This window comes from Microbacterium shaanxiense, assembly GCF_054779995.1.
The window spans coordinates 375,405-391,056 of sequence record NZ_BAAGXE010000001.1; the positions used below are offsets into that span (position 1 = coordinate 375,405).

The following is a 15,652-nucleotide window of genomic DNA, read 5'->3' on the forward strand; positions in this document are numbered from 1 at the left end:
GGCGAGTGAATGCACGTTCGAGTGAGGGCCGGGGGCCGCTGTACCGGCTGTACGGCAAGAGGCTCCGGCGACAGCTGGATCCGGCATCCGTCCCGCATCACGTCGCCATGATGATCGACGGCAACCGGCGCTGGGCACGGCAGCTCGGTCTTGAATCCCCCGCCGACGGCCATCGCGCAGGTGCGGAGAAGATGCGGGAGTTCCTGGGCTGGTGCGATGACATCGGAGTGCGTGTCGTGTCGCTGTACCTGCTCTCCAGCGACAACCTGCGAAAGCGCGACTCGAGGGAGATCGCCGACCTCATCGAGATCATCGCGGAGCTCGCCGAGTCGCTCGCGGCGAACGGCGACTGGCGGGTCAAGCACGTCGGTCGCTCCGACATCCTGCCCGACGAGCTCGCCCGCGTGCTGCGCGACGCGGAGGAGCGGACCACCGGCCATTCCGGACTGCACGTCAACCTCGCTGTGGGCTACGGCGGACGCAACGAGATCGTCGATGCCGTGCGCTCCATCATCGCCGAGCACGACGCCTCCGGCGGCACGATGGAAGACCTCGCGGCCCACCTCACGCCCGAGATGATCGGCGAGCATCTGTACACCGGCGGCCAGCCCGATCCCGACCTCGTCATCCGCACCAGCGGTGAGCAGCGGCTCAGCGATTTCCTGCTGTGGCAGAGCGCCCACAGCGAGTTCTATTTCGTGGAAGCCCTCGGGCCCGATCTGCGGCAGGTCGACTTCCTCCGGGCGATCCGCGACTACGTCGACCGTGATCGGCGCTTCGGGCGCTGAGCGACCGCTTCCGCAACTTCACGCGCTGAGCCGTCGCTTCCGCAACTTCACGCGCTGAGCCGTCGAAGGGGCGCCCGCGTGGGAGAATCCTTGCGTGAGCACTTTCGACGAGTACGTCGCGACATTCGACGGCGATCCCGGGTATCTGAACTGGGCGGCGTTCGGGCCGATATCTCCGACCGTCCGCGCAGAGGTGTTCGCCGACGCCGATCTGCTGGGCAGCGGCCGGCCGTCGTCGCTGGCGCTGGTCAGCGAACGGTTCGACGAAGCGCGTGATCTCGCGGCTGAGTTGCTCGACGTCGACGCCGAGACGGTGACGTTGCAGCCCTCGTCGACGCACGGACTCATGCACGCGCTCTACGGCCTCAAGGGGACGGTCATCGCCTCGTCGGCAGAGTTCCCGAGCATCAGCATGACGCTCGAACGCGCTTCGCAGGCGTCGGCCGGTGAGTTGGCTCCGCGCTGGATCGAGCCGGAGCACACCTTCGTGACACCGGATGCCGTTGCCGACGCTCTCGATGATGACGTGACCGCGCTCGCCGTCAGTCACGTCGACTTCCGCACCGGATATCGGGTCGATCTGGCCGCTCTGCGCGAGGTTCTGGGGCCGGATCGTCTCCTGATCGTCGATGCCGTGCAGTCGTTCGGCGTCGTCGACGACGACTACGCCGTGGCGGATGTCGTCGCGGGCCACGGCTACAAGTGGCTGCGCGCTGCGCGCGGCACTGGCTTCACCTCGTTCTCGGCGAAGGCCCGCGAGCGCATCGCACCGGTGCTGTCGGGTTTCGCCGGCGTGGAGGGCGGGCTGCCCGTCGACGAGCTGCCGGCGCCGGCGGCATCCGCGCGCGCCTACGCGGTGAACAACCCCGATCAGCTCGCCGTGGCCCGACTGGCCGTCGGCCTGCGCGACGTGCGCGACGCAGGAGTCGCGGAGATCGAGGCCGCCATCGGCGACCGCGTCGACCGTGCGTTCGAGATCGCGGATCGTCACGGCATCCCCGTGATCACGCCGCGCACGAGGGATCGACGTGCCGGCATCATCACGCTCGCACCCGAGGAACCGGCAGCGCTGTCGGCCGCGCTCACGAACGCGGGGGTCGTGGCGACCACCCGCGGCACCACCGTGCGGCTCGGAATCCACGCCGGCACGAGCGACGAGACGCTGCGCATGCTCGACGAAGCGATCAGGACGATCGGCGCCTGAGCCCGCCGAGAGTTCATCTGCGCTTAACATGCCCGCAGGGCGTGTCGCGTGCGCGGGGCGTCAGGGCGGTCGTACGTTCTAGGCATCGGGCACGGTGCCCGTTCGAGTCGGCCTTCGGATCACGACTCGTGGCCCCTGGTCGACTCGTGGCATAGCCGGGAAACATCCCGGGTCGGGAGTGGGTCGTGACCACACGTACAGCACAGCAGTCCACCCGTCAGTCCTCGCGTCGGGCGTCCTCAGGGGCGCCGGATCAGGACCTTCGCACCTATGTGCTCGACACTTCGGTGCTGCTGTCGGATCCGCAGGCGTTCTTCCGCTTCGCCGAGCACTCGATCGTCCTTCCGGTCGTGGTGATCACGGAGCTCGAGGGCAAACGTCACGATCCGGAGATCGGTTATTTCGCGCGGCAGGCGCTTCGGCATCTGGATGAGTTGCGCATCGAGCACGGACGACTCGACTTCCCTGTGCCGATCGGCGAGGGTGGGACGCTGCGTGTCGAGCTGAACAACACCGACGGCTCGGTACTGCCCAGCGGCATCCGTCTCGGCGACAACGACAGCCGTATCCTCGCGGTGGCCATGCATCTCGCAGAGGACGGGCAGGACGTCACGATCGTCTCGAAGGACCTCCCGATGCGCGTCAAGGCGGCGTCTCTCGGCTTGTCCGCTGAGGAGTACCTCGCCGAGCAGGCCGTGGACTCCGGCTGGACCGGCATCGCGAACCTCGACCTCTCCGGCGACGAGATCAGCGACCTGTACGAGAGCGAGGTCGGAATAAGCGAGGATGCGCGCGGGCTCCCGGTCAACACGGGCCTCATCATCCACTCGGAGCGCGGGTCGGCGCTCGGGAGGATCAGCGGCGACGGCGAGTACAAGCTGGTGCGCGGTGATCGCGAGCTGTTCGGGATGCACGGCCGCTCCGCGGAGCAGCGCATCGCGATCGACCTGCTCACCGACCCGGATGTCGGCATCGTCTCGCTCGGCGGTCGTGCCGGCACCGGCAAGTCCGCCCTCGCGCTCTGCGCCGGACTGGAAGCGGTGCTGGAGCGGCAGCAGCAGAAGAAGATCATCGTGTTCCGGCCGCTGTTCGCGGTGGGCGGTCAGGAGCTCGGCTACCTCCCCGGTGACCAGGGCGAGAAGATGGGCCCGTGGGGTCAGGCGGTCTTCGACACGCTCGGTTCGGTGGTCTCCGGGAACGTCATGGAGGAGGTCGTCGAACGCGGCATCCTCGAGGTGCTTCCGCTGACGCACATCCGCGGCCGTTCGCTGCACGACGCGTTCGTGATCGTGGATGAGGCGCAGTCGCTGGAGCGCAACGTGCTGCTGACGGTGCTGAGCCGGATGGGGCAGAACTCGCGCGTGGTGCTCACCCACGACGTCGGACAGCGCGACAACCTGCGCGTCGGCCGCCACGACGGCATCGCCTCGGTGATCGAGACGCTGAAGGGCCACGACCTGTTCGCGCACGTGACGCTGATGCGTTCGGAGCGCTCGGCGATCGCCGCCCTCGTGACGGAGCTGCTGGAGGGCGGGGAGCTCAACTGAGCTGGTGAGTCCGGTTGAGCCGGATGGGTGTTGCGCCTGTCGGCCGGGCCCGGCTTGGCGGACTGGCCAGTCCCGATCAGCTGACTTAGTCCCGATCTGCTGACGAATTCGTCGACAACATCCGCAGATCGGGACCGGGTCCGCAGATCGGGACTGGCCGGGCGGGCAGATCACGAGCTGTGGACGTCAGGAGTAGGCCTTCAGTCGCCGCAACGCGGCGATGATGGCAGCCTGCACAGTTGGCCACTCATGGAGGATCTGCGCGTAATCGAAGCGCAGAGTCTCGTAGCCGCGCGCAGAGGCGGCGGCATCCCGAACCAGATCCTTGTGCCGCATGACGCCGTCGTGATTGACCTTGCCATCGGCCTCCAAGATGAGGCGCCCACCGATCACGAAATCGACCTTTCCGACATCGTCGATGACGACTTGGCAGTCGAGTCGGATGCCGAGAACGTGAAGGCGAAGCCGCAGAAGAGACTCGAGACCGCTGTCGGCGTCACTGCGTGCGATATCGATGAGCCAACGAGCGGATGCCGGCATCGCGGCACGGAGACGCGCTCGCGCCGCCTTCGTCAACATTTTCAGCCGAAGCGCAGACTCGTATGCCGCGAAGAATGCTTCGTCGCCAGCGCAGCGCAAGAAGTGCAGCAACGCGGTCACCAGCGGCGCACGGCCCAATGGCGGCCGTCCGCGATAGTAATGCGACACGCACATGCAACTGTCGTGCGGGTGGGCGTGTCGGTCGAAGCCAAGCCATACGTGCGGCACGATCACGGGCACGAGCACCCAGATCTTGAACATCTGCAGCACGCTTGCGCACGTGAGAGCACCACCGTGTGCTGTCGCCGAACGGATGCCGTCGGGGATGGGCGGCACGGCGAACACGCCGTCGCGGATCCGCTGGATGTCTCCTCGTTGCACAGCTCGGGACAGCGCGCGCCGGGTGAAGCCGAGCTCCTGGAGGTGGGTGCCGCGGGCGAGACCGCCCAGTCGTCTGATCGTGTCGGGTGCTGACAGCATGCGTATCAGGATGCTCCAGCACGGGGCATCCGGTCGGCCGAGATCCCGGCATCCGGGGATGACCGCCTACCCGCAATGTCGGTGCAGGAAGACAAAGATGTCCCGATCTGCGGACGGCGTCCCGATCTGCTGACCATTTCGTAGAGAACGTCAGCAAATCGGGACCGGGTCCGCAGATCGGGACAAGTACAACCGGAGGTGGATGAACCGGGCTCAGCCCGGGTGGGTCATGCTCAGCAGGTCGAGCTTCTCGTCGAGCTGCTCCAGCGTCAGCTCGCCGCGCTCGACGTAGCCGAGGTCGATCACGGCGTCGCGCACAGTGACGCCCTGGGCGACGGCGTGCTTGGCGATCTTCGCGGCTTCCTCGTAGCCGATGAGCTTGTTCAGCGGAGTCACGATCGACGGGCTCATACCCGCGAACGCCGCCGCACGCTCGGTGTTCGCGACCAGACCGTCGATCGTCTTGTCGGCGAGCACGCGCGACGCGTTCGCGATCAGGCGGATCGACTCCAGCAGCGCCGTGCCCATGACGGGGATCGCGACATTCAGCTCGAACGCGCCGGATGCGCCGGCCCAGGCCACGGTCGCGTCGTTGCCGATCACGCGGGCGCAGACCATCAGGACGGCCTCTGGCACGACAGGGTTCACCTTGCCGGGCATGATCGACGAGCCGGGCTGCAGGTCGGGGATGTGCAGCTCGCCGAGTCCGGTGTTGGGCCCGGACCCCATCCAGCGCAGATCGTTGTTGATCTTCGTGAGCGAGACCGCGATGGTGCGCAGTGCACCGGATGCCTCGACCAGACCGTCACGGTTGGCCTGAGCCTCGAAGTGGTCCTTCGCCTCGGTGATGGGCAGCTCGGTCTCCTCCGCGAGCAGCGCGATGACCTTCTGCGGGAAGCCGAGCGGCGTGTTGATGCCGGTGCCGACGGCCGTTCCGCCCAGCGGCACCTCGGCGACGCGGGGGAGAGCGGACTGCACGCGCTCGATGCCGAGGCGGATCTGGCGGGCGTAGCCGCCGAACTCCTGGCCGAGGGTGACGGGCGTCGCGTCCATGAGGTGCGTGCGGCCCGACTTGACGGCATCCTTCCACAGCTCCGCCTTCGCCTCGAGGGCGACGGCGAGGTGGTCGAGCGACGGGATCAGCGTGTCGATGAGGGCCTGGGTGACCGCGATGTGCACGGAGGTCGGGAACACGTCGTTCGACGACTGCGAGGCGTTCACGTGGTCGTTCGGGTGCACTGCCGAGCCGAGGATGCTGGATGCGATGGACGCGAGCACCTCGTTCATGTTCATGTTCGACGAGGTGCCGGAGCCGGTCTGGTAGGTGTCGACCGGGAACTCGCCGTCGTGCGCGCCCGAGGCCACACGATCGGCGGCAGCGGCGATGGCATCTGCGATCGCGCCGTCGAGGGTGCCGAGTTCCTTGTTCGCGAGCGCCGCGGCCTTCTTGATGCGCGCGAGGGCAGCGATCTGCGCGGACTCGAGGCCCTTGCCGGAGATCGGGAAGTTCTCCACGGCACGCTGCGTCTGTGCACCGTACAGTGCATTGACGGGCACACGGACCTCGCCCATGGTGTCGTGCTCGATGCGGTAGCCCTGCGACTCTTCGCCGCTGCGCTGGTGAGTGTCGGTCACTGCGATCCCTCCTGGGTTGCGGGGACGTCCTCGACCCCGGTGTTGATTCCTACTGAGATGGCGGGCACGGCCGTGCCCTCGGCAAGACGGTAGTTGGCGCCCACGATGCCCAGGCGCCCCTCGGCGACCGCGTCGCTGATCAGCTCTGACGACTGCAGCAGGTTGGCGACCGTGTTGCGCAGGTGCTCACGCCCGACCTGCTCGGCATCGATGTCGGCGGGTGATGTGCCACCGTTCTGAGCCAGCACCTTGCGGGCGGCGGGGATGATCGGCGCGATGAGCTTCCAGATGTGCGGCGGGAGCGGGTCGGCGTCGATCGCGGTGCCGTCGATCGCGGCGCGCACGGCACCGCACTCGTCGTGCGCGAGGACGACGATCAGCGGCACCTTGAGGATCTCGACGGCGTACTCCAGGCTCCCGACGATCGACTCGCCGATCACCTGTCCGGCATTGCGCACCACGAACAGGTCGCCGAGGCCGAGATCGAAGATGATCTCTGCGGCCAGGCGCGAGTCCGAGCACCCGAACAATGTGGCGACCGGATTCTGCTGATGGGCCAGGTCGTGACGTCGCTCGACATCCTGGTTCGGATGCCGCGGCTCACCGTTCACGAATCGACGGTTGCCGTCGAGCATCTGCTGCCAGGCTGCTGTGGGGGTGAGCGTCGTCATGAGGCCTCCGCGATGACGTTGATCTGGGGGATGAGGGACTCCGCGAGCTCGGCCGTCGAATCGGCCGAACGCGAGCCGTACAGCAGGATGTAGTCGTCGCCGGCCTGGGTGCCGATGGCGTACGACACGTTGTCGTCGGTGTCGCCGCCGAGTTCGTACACGTCCCAGTCCAGCCCGCCGATCCGCGTGGTGTCGGTGGCGGCGGTGCCGCTCAGCATCTGCGGCGCCCACGAGGCATCGTCATCGAACGCCTGTGCGACGCGGATGAAACCGCGCTCGTCCTCGGCGGCGGGTGCCAGCGTGATGTTCCACACGACGGTCGCGCCGCCCTGCAGCTCGGCCGCGTTCACTCGCCAGAAGTCGTCCGGCTCTGGCACGAGGGCAGGGCTGCCCATGGTCGTCTCGACATCAGCGGCGATCGCGGCGACGTCCACCGTCGGCTCTGACGCCCGTTCTCCGCGCGGAACCGCGAAGATGACGACCGCGACCACGGCAAGGGTGATGAGGAGTGCAGCGACGAGGTTGCGGAAGTTCTGGCTCGCGCGGTAGCTCTTGCTGAACTCCGCCTTGCGGGCCGCGGTCTCCTCCGGCGTCTCGGGACGTCCGAGCTCGGCGACGATCGGAGGGTTCTTGCTCACGACTCGGCCTTGCCGGATGCGTCGGAAGAGTCGGATGCTGCGGCACGAGCCTCATCGAGGCGGCGCTTCGCGCCGAGGAGCCACTCCTCGCAGCGGGCCGCGAGAGCCTCGCCGCGCTCCCAGAGGGCGAGCGAGTGCTCGAGAGTCGGGGCGCCCTGTTCGAGTTCGGCGACCACCCGCACCAGTTCATCGCGAGCGGCCTCGAACGACAGGGTCTCGACAGGGGAGTCGGTCGGCGCAGTCACGGTTCCCATCCTACGTCCCGCACGCGCGTCACTCCGTCTCGGCGATCTCGCCCTCCGAGCGCGCGGCGAGCGAGCCGCGGTCGACCGTGATCGTCAACGCGGCACCGGCCGGAGCATCCGCCGCGTCGCGCAGGATCACGCCGCCGTCGAGGTGCGCGATCGCATAGCCACGTGCCAGCGTCGCTGCAGGTGAGAGCGCACGCAGTGACGCCCGCAGCTCTGTGGTCTTGCGCGCGGCGATGTCGAGGCGTCGCGTGATGGTGTCGCGTCCGCGTGAGACCTGCAGCCAGATATCCTGCGCACGGCCTTCGATGATCGGATCGGGGGAGCGCAGCACCGGGCGGCTGCGCAGCTGTTCGAGCTGCTGGATGTCGTGAGATATGCGTTGCGTCAGCCGCATGGTCGCGCGCGAGCGCAGCTGACCGATCAGTGCACGCTGCTCGCCGACGTCGGGAACCACCCGCTTGGCGGCATCGGTCGGCGTCGAGGCGCGGAGATCGGCGACGTCATCCAGAAGAGGATGGTCGTTCTCATGCCCGATCGCGGAGACGATCGGAGTGGATGCCGCGGCCACCGCGCGTACGAGGCGCTCGTCGCTGAACCCGAGCAGGGTCTGGGGATCACCGCCGCCGCGGGCGATGATGATGACGTCGACGTCGGGATCGGCATCGAGTTTCTTCAGGGCGGCCAGGGTGTCGGGTACGCAGCGATCGCCCTGCACCGCGGCGTACTCGGTGCGGAACCGCACCTGCGGCCAGCGCAGCTCAGAGTTGCGATGCACGTCCTTCTCGGCATCCGACCGCTCGCCGGTGATGAGGCCGATGACGTGGGGGAGGAAGGGCAGGGGCTTCTTGCGCGACGGATCGAACAGCCCCTCCTGACGCAGCTGGACGCGGAGCTTCTCGAGGCGCTCGAGCTGGTCTCCGAGCCCGACGTGCTTCATGGCCGACACGGTGAAGCTGAAATCTCCGGCCTTGACGAAGTAGTCGGCCTTCACCGCCGCGACGACATGATCGCCGATGCCGAGATCAGCGGGGATGCGTCCACGGACGCTCGACCAGATGCGGATGGAGATCTGCGCGTCGGAGAGGGTGTCCTTCAGCCGGGCGAACACGTTGCCGCCTCGCACGTTCCATGAGGTGATCTCGCCCTCCACCCAGACGACGTTCCACCGCGCGATGAAGTCGCGGATCGTGCCGTTGAGTCGGGCGACGGAGGTCGGGGCGTCTGCGGTCGAGTCGCGCGGAGCCACGGCATCCGCCGGGGGCGCCTCGCCCCGCGCCGGTGTCGCTTCGAAGACCGTCATCTGGCCCCTTCCGTGCTCGTGCGCCTGAGTGCCCGTCCAGGCCCGGCATGACCGTTCGAAGGTAGGATCGAAGGGTGAGCCAGGCCACCGTGCATCTTCCCGTTCCCCGCATCCCTCGATCGCGGGCGGCGCGGCTTCAGGATAACCCGGTGGACGGACACAAGCGGGTTCTGCTCGCCGCACCCCGCGGTTACTGCGCGGGCGTCGACCGTGCTGTCGTCGCCGTCGAGAAGGCGCTCGAGCGCTACGGCGCCCCCGTCTACGTGCGCAAGCAGATCGTGCACAACATCCACGTGGTCACCGAGCTCGAGGAGAAGGGTGCGATCTTCGTCGAAGAGGTCGACGAGGTCCCCTCCGGCGCGCACGTCGTTTTCAGCGCGCACGGCGTCTCCCCGGCGGTCGTGAACGCGGCATCCGAGCGAGGACTGCAAGCGATCGATGCGACCTGCCCGCTGGTGACCAAGGTGCACCGGGAGGCCGTGCGCTTTGCCCGCGACGATTTCGAGATCCTGCTCATCGGCCACGAAGGGCATGAAGAGGTCGAGGGCACGGCCGGCCACGCACCGGAGCGCGTGACCATCGTGAATTCGCCGGAGGAGGCTGACACCGTCGTGGTCAAGGACCCGTCGAAGGTCGTCTGGCTGTCGCAGACCACGCTCTCGGTCGACGAGACCATGGAGACCGTCAACCGGCTGCGTCTGCGCTTCCCCGAACTGCAGGCGCCGCCGTCCGACGACATCTGCTACGCCACCCAGAACCGCCAGGTCGCGATCAAGAAGGTCGCCGTCGACGCCGAGCTCGTGATCGTCGTCGGCTCGTCGAACTCGTCCAACAGCGTGCGCCTGGTCGAGGTCGCGCTGGAGTACGGTGCCAAGGCCGCATACCGGGTCGACTACGCCGACGAGATCAAGCAGGAATGGCTCGACGGCGTCGCCACGGTCGGCGTGACGAGCGGGGCATCCGTCCCCGAGGTGCTCGTGCGCGAAGTGCTCGAGACTCTTGCTGCCGCCGGATACGGCGATGTCGAGGAGGTCCGCACCGCTGAGGAAGATCTCATCTTCTCGCTCCCCAAGGAGCTGCGCCAGGATTCCTCCGGACAGCGCGATGCGCGTGCTCTCGGTGGCCGTACCGCGGGTGTGAGCGCGACGAACTGACCTGGCGCTGTCTGCGGTCGGTTCAAAGTGCGCCCCGCTAGCATTGCGGGATGACCGATCAGCGGCCCCAGTACGGCGAGTATGCGACCCCGGATGAACAGCGACGGCTGGCAGGCCTCCCGCCGCTGGATGCTGCGCCCGAGGCTCCCGCTGCCGCCCCGGTGATCGAGCAGACGGTGCAGGCGGAGCCGGCCCGTTCGATCACGCGGGCACGCCCGTGGGACCGGATCATCACGATCGCTCTGCTGGCCTACGGCCTCGTCAACGTCGTCATGACCGGGCTGTCGTACCTGGACCTGCCGACGGTCATGAACGAGAGCATGAGAATCCTCGGCGTCGAGGGCGAGTTCACGAACTTCGCCCAGGGCAAGCTGTGGGGCACGACCGCGGCCGTCCTCCTCGTCTTGGGCTGGGTCATCACGGCCTGGTTGTCGCTGCGGCGCCTGCGCACCGGGAAGCTCACCTGGTGGGTGCCTCTCGTCGGGGCGGCCGCGACCATGGTGATCGTGTCGATCTGCATCATGATCCCGATGATGGGCGACCCCGCCTTCATGACGTACGTCGACGGGATGGCAGGCCGTTGAACGCCGCGAGCGTGCTCGCCGTGTGCGCGGTGCACGCGCTGCGCCCGGATATCGGGAGCGTGGGCATCACCGCCATCGACAAGCGTCCGGTGTCGGGCCCGGTGCGCGTCGGCGCGTACGGGGTGTATGCGGATGTGCAGGCCGACCGCAAGAACCACGGGGGACTCGACCAGGCTGTGTACGCATACTCCCAGGAGGATGCCGCCTACTGGGAGCGCGAACTCGGGCGAGAGCTGCCTTCCGGCTGGTTCGGCGAGAACCTGCGCGTCGACGGCATCGACCTCAGCGGGGCCAAGGTCGGCGAACGCTGGCAGATCGGCAGGAGTCTGACGGTCGAGGTGACCACTGCGCGCAATCCGTGTCAGACGTTCGCGCGCTGGGTGGGCGGAGATGACGAGCGAGGCTGGGTCAAGCGCTTCGCCCAGGCTGGTCGCCTCGGTGCGTACCTGCGTGTCGTCGCGACGGGGCGCATCGAGGCCGGAGATGAGATCACCGTCCTGGAGCGGCCGGATGACGCCCCGACGATACTCGAGGTGTACCGGGCCAGGTAGGCGCCGGTCGCCTCAGCTCTCGGCGACGTGCGCGTCTGGTCCGGGATAGACCGTGCCCTCGTGCCCGTCGTCCCACCGCACCAGATACGGCGGTGAGCCTTCGTCGCCGTGCACTTCGACGATCTCGCCCTCTCGCCTGTGAGCGGTGTCCGTGCGTCCTTCGACGATCAATCGGTCACCGGGTTTCGCCTGCATCGTCATCACACCCTTCCCTCGCGGATCGGATGCTTCCACGATGCTCCTCGCGACGCCGTGTGGCAAGCACCTGCTGCATCGACCGCGCACGGGAACGAGAATGCCCCGACCCGAAAACGGGTCGAGGCATCCTCAGGATCTGCAGGTCAGCTCTTGGACTGGCCGTACGAGCCGAGCTGGCGGGTCGACCCGACCACTCGGGCGGCCATCGCCGACTCGGCGACCTTGCCCCAGGCGCGGGGGTCGTACAGCTTCTTGTTGCCGACCTCGCCGTCGACCTTCAGCACGCCGTCGTAGTTCTTGAACATGTAGTCGGCGATCGCACGCGTGTACGCGTACTGCGTGTCGGTGTCGATGTTCATCTTGATGACGCCGTTGGCGACCGCGAGGGCGATCTCCTCATCCGTCGAGCCGCTGCCGCCGTGGAAGACGAGGTCGAGCGGCTTGGCGCCGGTGCCGAACTTCGCCGCGATGCCTTCCTGGATCTCACCGAGCAGTTCAGGGCGCAGCTTCACGCCGCCCGGCTTGTAGACGCCGTGCACGTTGCCGAAGGTCAGAGCGGCGATGTAGCGTCCCTGCTCGCCGAGGCCGAGGGCCTCGACGGCCTGCGTGACATCGGCGATCGTCGTGTAGAGGGCCTCGTTCGAGCCCTCGTGCTGCACGCCGTCCTCTTCACCGCCGACGACGCCGATCTCGACCTCGAGGATCGCGTTGATCGCCTTCATGCGGGGGAGCAGGTCCTTCGCGATCTCGATGTTCTCGTCGAGCGGCACGGCCGAGCCGTCCCACATGTGCGACTGGAAGATCGGGTTGCGGCCGGCCTTCACCTCTTCCTCGGATGCCGCGATCAGCGGCTCGACGAAGCCCGCGAGGGCGTCCTTCGGGCAGTGGTCGGTGTGCAGGGCGACCGTGACGGGGTAGTTCTTCGCGACCTCGGTGGCGTAGCGCGCGAAGGCGAGAGCGCCCGTGGCGCGGGCCTCCACGGTGTGACCGGCGAAGTAGTCGGCACCGCCCGTGGTGACCTGGATGATGCCGTCGGATCCGGCCTCGGTCAGTCCCTGGAGGACGGAGTTGATGGTCTGCGAGCTGGAGACGTTGAACGCGGGATACGCGAAGCCACCGGCCTTCGCGCGGTCGAGCATTTCTGCGTACTGATCCGGAGTGGCGACGGGCATGAGGAACTCCTGCGATAGATGAAGCCGGGACAGCTTTCACTCTATCGGTGCAGGCGGGCGGATGCCGCGGGCCCGCGGGCCCGCATTGGCCCTGCGCTCTTCCTCATTGTTAAGAACTGCGATTCCTTCGCGTGAATTCGCGCGAAACACCCGCGATTCCACGCAGTTGCCTGGATAGGCTGACCACATGGTGAGTCTGACGGCCGATATGAGCCCCCTGCGTCCCGATCGAAACCTCGCACTCGAACTGGTGCGTGCGACCGAGGCCGCATCCATCCGGGCCGTGCCGTTCATCGGCCGTGGAGACAAAGAGGCAGCAGACGGTGCGGCGGTCGACGCCATGCGCGCGTTCCTCGGCACCGTGAACTTCCAGGGACGGGTCGTCATCGGCGAGGGCGAGAAGGACAACGCGCCGATGCTGTTCAACGGCGAGGAGGTCGGCGCTGGTCGCGGTCCCGAGTGCGACATCGCCGTCGATCCGATCGACGGCACCTCGCTCACCGCTGCAGGACGTCAGAACGCCCTCTCCGTGATCGCCGTCTCCGATCGGGGCACGATGCTCGACGCATCCAGCGTCTTCTACATGGACAAGCTCGTCACCGGACCTGCTGGCGTCGGCGTCGTCGACATCCGCCTGCCGATCGGGGAGAACATCCGATTGCTCGCCGGGGCGCTCGGCAAGCCCGTCGATGAGCTCGTCGTGTCCGTGCTTAATCGTCCGCGGCACGAGAAGCTCATCGAAGAGATCCGTGCGGCCGGCGCAGGGACGCGCCTGATGAGCGACGGCGACGTCGCCGGCGGCATCAACGCCGCGCGTCACGGTGCGCGCACCGACATGTGCGTCGGCGTCGGGGGGAGCCCTGAGGGAATCGTCACGGCGTGCGCGATCAAGGCGCTCGGCGGACACATCCAGGGGCGGCTCTGGCCCAGGGACGATGACGAGCGTCAGCGCGGCATCGACGCCGGACTCGAGATGGACCGCGTGTACGAGGCCGACGACCTGGTCAAGGGCGACAACACCATCTTCGTCGCGACCGGCGTGACCGACGGCCAGCTGGTCGCCGGCGTGCGCCGCGAAGGAAACTACGTGTACACGGAATCGGTCGTGCTGCGCGGCGCGTCCGGGACGCTTCGTCGCATCGCCTCAGAGCACCTCGTCTCCAAGTGGCTCTAAGGCCAGACGCCCCGTTTCCGCATTTCGCGCCGCGCTGATCGTTACCCAGCCGGTATACCAGCGCGGTGCTGCTACCGGTCTTACTCAGCCTTTGCTGGCACAATAGGCCCTGGGTTCGCCGCCGTCACAGTTCGTGACGGCATCCAGGAGGGTGAGATGACCACGGAGCAGACACGGGACGCGAAGTCACGGGCGACGGCTACGGTCACCACGAACACCGGCCGCATCCTTCGGATCACTCCCGAAGACGAGGCTGCGCGTGTCGCCGCTGCAGCGGCCGCGACAGTGGCGCCCCCGAACGTCGATCCTGCACGCCGTGCAGACGTGCTCTTCCGCGTGCGGCGGCCCGAGGGGCACGAACTCAGTTCGTGGTGGATGATCGGCGCGTTCGTCGTGAGCTCCGGCCTCGTGATCGCCCTGCTCAGCTGGGTGCCCGGTAACGCCTAACTCTCGTCCACACGGTGCCGCACGGCGTCGAGGTCGGCCTGGATCCCGTCCAGCTGTGCGTTCTCGAACAGTTCTGCGCGCTCCGCAGGTTCGGCGTTGCCGACCAGCTCCGGCGCGGTGAATCGGCGCGGTGTGGTCGTGATCGGCTGCGGAGCCGCCTCCAGCGCCGACGCGTCGATCCCGGGGAACTGGCGGGCGGTGACCAGCACGCGGCTCTCCAGCGAGCCGGCGAAGCGGTTGTAGCTCTCCACCGTGCGCTCCAGCGCTCGTCTCATGTCATCGGCGTGCCCGGCGACGACGCCGAGGCGGTCGAACAGCTGCGTTCCGAGGTTGAGCAGTGTGCGCGCCTCGGTCGAGACCTCCTGCTGGGTCCAGGTGAACGCGACGGTCTTCAGCACGGCCCACAGGTTCACAGGAGAGGCGAGCGCGACGCGCTTGCTGAACGCGTAGTCGAGCAGCGTCGGGTCTTCGTCGATCGCGGATGCGAGCAACGACTCGCTGGGCAGGAAGCAGATCACGAACTCCGGGCTCGCATCGAGGCCCGACCAGTACGCCTTCTTCGCCAGTGCGTCGATGTGCGCACGGACGGCCTTGACGTGCTTCTGCATGAACTGGCGGCGTTGCACTTCCTGCGCGTCACCGCCCGTCAGCGCACTCGCTTCGAGATACGCGTCGAGGGGCACCTTGGCATCGACGGCGATCGAGCTTCCTCCGGCGAGGCGGATCACCATGTCGGGGCGGCCCTGGCCGCGATCCGACGAGATCGTGGACTGCAGGTCGAAGTCGACGTGACGTGTGAGACCCGCCGCTTCGACCACACGGCGCAGTTGCGTCTCGCCCCACACTCCGCGGGTCGATGTCGAACGGAGCGCACCCGCGAGTGACTCGGTCGTCGCACGCAGCGCCTCATCAGACTCCTGCGCCCTGCGCAGCTGTTCCGTGAGGGTGCCGAACTGCGCATGCCGCTCCTGCTCGAGCGATGCGACCTTGCTCTGCATCTGCTGCAACGACTCGCGCACCGGAGCCAGCGCCGTCAGAACGGCGTTCTGCTGCTGCACGCGCTGCGCCTCCGCGCGCTGCTCGGTGCGGGAGTGCTCGACGGCGTCACGATACAGGTCGTACTGCCGGTCGCGATCGTCTCGGGCGGCGGCGAGCTCGGCCTGGGTTCGAGCGAGTTCGGTGGTGTCGCGAGTGTGCTCGGCGGCGTCACGCGCCGCACGTGCGAACCAGCCCACGACGAGGCCGATCGCGAGTGCGACTGCGGCGATGAGAGCGATCAGCGGAGCATCCATGGCTCCAGGGTGCACCCGGCCACCGA

The 15,652-nt window shown here is 67.7% G+C and carries 17 protein-coding genes; 8 read left to right on the top strand and 9 right to left on the bottom strand.

Annotation, left to right across the window (positions count from 1 at the left end; all coding sequences use genetic code 11):
- Window positions 1-5 precede the first annotated feature (5 nt).
- From ACYVG2_RS01680 to ACYVG2_RS01690, 3 genes are all read left to right on the top strand, one after another.
- Window positions 6-788, top strand: coding sequence for an isoprenyl transferase (locus tag ACYVG2_RS01680; RefSeq protein ID WP_448965081.1), 783 nt, complete (start codon window positions 6-8; stop codon window positions 786-788).
- 94 nt (window positions 789-882) lie between these two features.
- Window positions 883-1,992 (top strand): aminotransferase class V-fold PLP-dependent enzyme, encoded by a 1,110-nt coding sequence (locus ACYVG2_RS01685; RefSeq protein WP_460779396.1) that lies wholly within the window; start codon window positions 883-885, stop codon window positions 1,990-1,992.
- Window positions 1,993-2,177: 185 nt separating this feature from the next.
- Window positions 2,178-3,539 carry a PhoH family protein gene (locus ACYVG2_RS01690; protein ID WP_448965079.1) on the top strand — a complete coding sequence of 454 codons (1,362 nt, stop codon included), beginning with the start codon at window positions 2,178-2,180 and terminating at the stop codon, window positions 3,537-3,539.
- A 186-nt stretch (window positions 3,540-3,725) separates the two neighbouring features.
- Here the strand turns inward: ACYVG2_RS01690 and ACYVG2_RS01695 are convergent, their stop codons facing one another.
- The 6 genes from ACYVG2_RS01695 to xseA form a co-directional block, all read right to left on the bottom strand.
- On the bottom strand, window positions 3,726-4,559 hold the full coding sequence (locus tag ACYVG2_RS01695; protein ID WP_460779397.1) for a DUF559 domain-containing protein: 834 nt from the start codon (window positions 4,557-4,559) through the stop codon (window positions 3,726-3,728).
- Between the two features lie 213 nt (window positions 4,560-4,772).
- The gene (locus tag ACYVG2_RS01700) at window positions 4,773-6,194 is read right to left on the bottom strand and encodes a class II fumarate hydratase (protein ID WP_460779398.1); all 1,422 of its coding nucleotides are present in this window, start codon (window positions 6,192-6,194) and stop codon (window positions 4,773-4,775) included.
- Window positions 6,191-6,865 (bottom strand): carbonic anhydrase, encoded by a 675-nt coding sequence (locus tag ACYVG2_RS01705; RefSeq protein ID WP_234000530.1) that lies wholly within the window; start codon window positions 6,863-6,865, stop codon window positions 6,191-6,193. The genes ACYVG2_RS01700 and ACYVG2_RS01705 overlap by 4 nt, the downstream gene beginning before the upstream one ends.
- Complete coding sequence (locus ACYVG2_RS01710) at window positions 6,862-7,503, bottom strand: DUF4245 family protein (protein ID WP_460779399.1); 642 nt, start codon at window positions 7,501-7,503, stop codon at window positions 6,862-6,864. Before ACYVG2_RS01710 ends, ACYVG2_RS01705 begins: the two co-directional genes overlap by 4 nt.
- Window positions 7,500-7,757, bottom strand: coding sequence for an exodeoxyribonuclease VII small subunit (locus tag ACYVG2_RS01715; RefSeq protein WP_460779400.1), 258 nt, complete (start codon window positions 7,755-7,757; stop codon window positions 7,500-7,502). Before ACYVG2_RS01715 ends, ACYVG2_RS01710 begins: the two co-directional genes overlap by 4 nt.
- Before the next feature lie 19 nt (window positions 7,758-7,776).
- The gene (xseA, locus tag ACYVG2_RS01720) at window positions 7,777-9,054 is read right to left on the bottom strand and encodes an exodeoxyribonuclease VII large subunit (protein ID WP_460779401.1); all 1,278 of its coding nucleotides are present in this window, start codon (window positions 9,052-9,054) and stop codon (window positions 7,777-7,779) included.
- 149 nt (window positions 9,055-9,203) lie between these two features.
- Here xseA and ACYVG2_RS01725 point away from each other — a divergent pair, with 149 nt between their 5' ends.
- From ACYVG2_RS01725 to ACYVG2_RS01735, 3 genes are read left to right on the top strand one after another with little or no spacing between them, the layout of a single operon-like run.
- Window positions 9,204-10,208 (top strand): 4-hydroxy-3-methylbut-2-enyl diphosphate reductase, encoded by a 1,005-nt coding sequence (locus ACYVG2_RS01725; RefSeq protein ID WP_460779919.1) that lies wholly within the window; start codon window positions 9,204-9,206, stop codon window positions 10,206-10,208.
- A 50-nt stretch (window positions 10,209-10,258) separates the two neighbouring features.
- A complete protein-coding gene (locus ACYVG2_RS01730; RefSeq protein ID WP_460779402.1) occupies window positions 10,259-10,792 on the top strand; it encodes a DUF6264 family protein in 534 nt (177 codons plus the stop codon).
- Window positions 10,789-11,343: an MOSC domain-containing protein gene (locus tag ACYVG2_RS01735; RefSeq protein ID WP_460779403.1), complete on the top strand. Its 555-nt coding sequence runs from the start codon at window positions 10,789-10,791 to the stop codon at window positions 11,341-11,343. Before ACYVG2_RS01730 ends, ACYVG2_RS01735 begins: the two co-directional genes overlap by 4 nt.
- A gap of 12 nt (window positions 11,344-11,355) precedes the next feature.
- On the opposite strand, the gene ACYVG2_RS01740 is transcribed toward ACYVG2_RS01735, so the two are convergent.
- Together ACYVG2_RS01740 and fbaA are read right to left on the bottom strand one after the other, a co-directional pair.
- A complete protein-coding gene (locus ACYVG2_RS01740) occupies window positions 11,356-11,577 on the bottom strand; it encodes a DUF1918 domain-containing protein (RefSeq protein ID WP_460779404.1) in 222 nt (73 codons plus the stop codon).
- A gap of 107 nt (window positions 11,578-11,684) precedes the next feature.
- Complete coding sequence (fbaA, locus tag ACYVG2_RS01745; protein ID WP_460779405.1) at window positions 11,685-12,713, bottom strand: class II fructose-bisphosphate aldolase; 1,029 nt, start codon at window positions 12,711-12,713, stop codon at window positions 11,685-11,687.
- 187 nt (window positions 12,714-12,900) lie between these two features.
- Between fbaA and glpX the strand changes: the two genes are divergently transcribed.
- Window positions 12,901-13,887, top strand: coding sequence for a class II fructose-bisphosphatase (glpX, locus tag ACYVG2_RS01750; protein WP_206476759.1), 987 nt, complete (start codon window positions 12,901-12,903; stop codon window positions 13,885-13,887).
- A gap of 156 nt (window positions 13,888-14,043) precedes the next feature.
- Window positions 14,044-14,334: a hypothetical protein gene (locus tag ACYVG2_RS01755; protein ID WP_206476758.1), complete on the top strand. Its 291-nt coding sequence runs from the start codon at window positions 14,044-14,046 to the stop codon at window positions 14,332-14,334.
- On the opposite strand, the gene ACYVG2_RS01760 is transcribed toward ACYVG2_RS01755, so the two are convergent.
- Window positions 14,331-15,626 (bottom strand): DNA recombination protein RmuC, encoded by a 1,296-nt coding sequence (locus tag ACYVG2_RS01760; RefSeq protein ID WP_460779406.1) that lies wholly within the window; start codon window positions 15,624-15,626, stop codon window positions 14,331-14,333. The genes ACYVG2_RS01755 and ACYVG2_RS01760 overlap by 4 nt on opposite strands.
- Window positions 15,627-15,652: the final 26 nt, after the last annotated feature.

What these genes read in the sequence shown, in the direction of transcription:
- ACYVG2_RS01695 (WP_460779397.1), bottom strand. Translation starts at nt 4,559, where the DNA reads ATGCTGTCAGCACCCGACACGATCAGACGACTGGGCGGTCTCGCCCGC.
- ACYVG2_RS01705 (WP_234000530.1), bottom strand. Translation starts at nt 6,865, where the DNA reads ATGACGACGCTCACCCCCACAGCAGCCTGGCAGCAGATGCTCGACGGC.
- ACYVG2_RS01715 (WP_460779400.1), bottom strand. Translation starts at nt 7,757, where the DNA reads ATGGGAACCGTGACTGCGCCGACCGACTCCCCTGTCGAGACCCTGTCG.
- xseA (WP_460779401.1), bottom strand. Translation starts at nt 9,054, where the DNA reads ATGACGGTCTTCGAAGCGACACCGGCGCGGGGCGAGGCGCCCCCGGCG.
- ACYVG2_RS01730 (WP_460779402.1), top strand. Translation starts at nt 10,259, where the DNA reads ATGACCGATCAGCGGCCCCAGTACGGCGAGTATGCGACCCCGGATGAA.
- fbaA (WP_460779405.1), bottom strand. Translation starts at nt 12,713, where the DNA reads ATGCCCGTCGCCACTCCGGATCAGTACGCAGAAATGCTCGACCGCGCG.
- glpX (WP_206476759.1), top strand. Translation starts at nt 12,901, where the DNA reads ATGGTGAGTCTGACGGCCGATATGAGCCCCCTGCGTCCCGATCGAAAC.
- ACYVG2_RS01755 (WP_206476758.1), top strand. Translation starts at nt 14,044, where the DNA reads ATGACCACGGAGCAGACACGGGACGCGAAGTCACGGGCGACGGCTACG.
- ACYVG2_RS01760 (WP_460779406.1), bottom strand. Translation starts at nt 15,626, where the DNA reads ATGGATGCTCCGCTGATCGCTCTCATCGCCGCAGTCGCACTCGCGATC.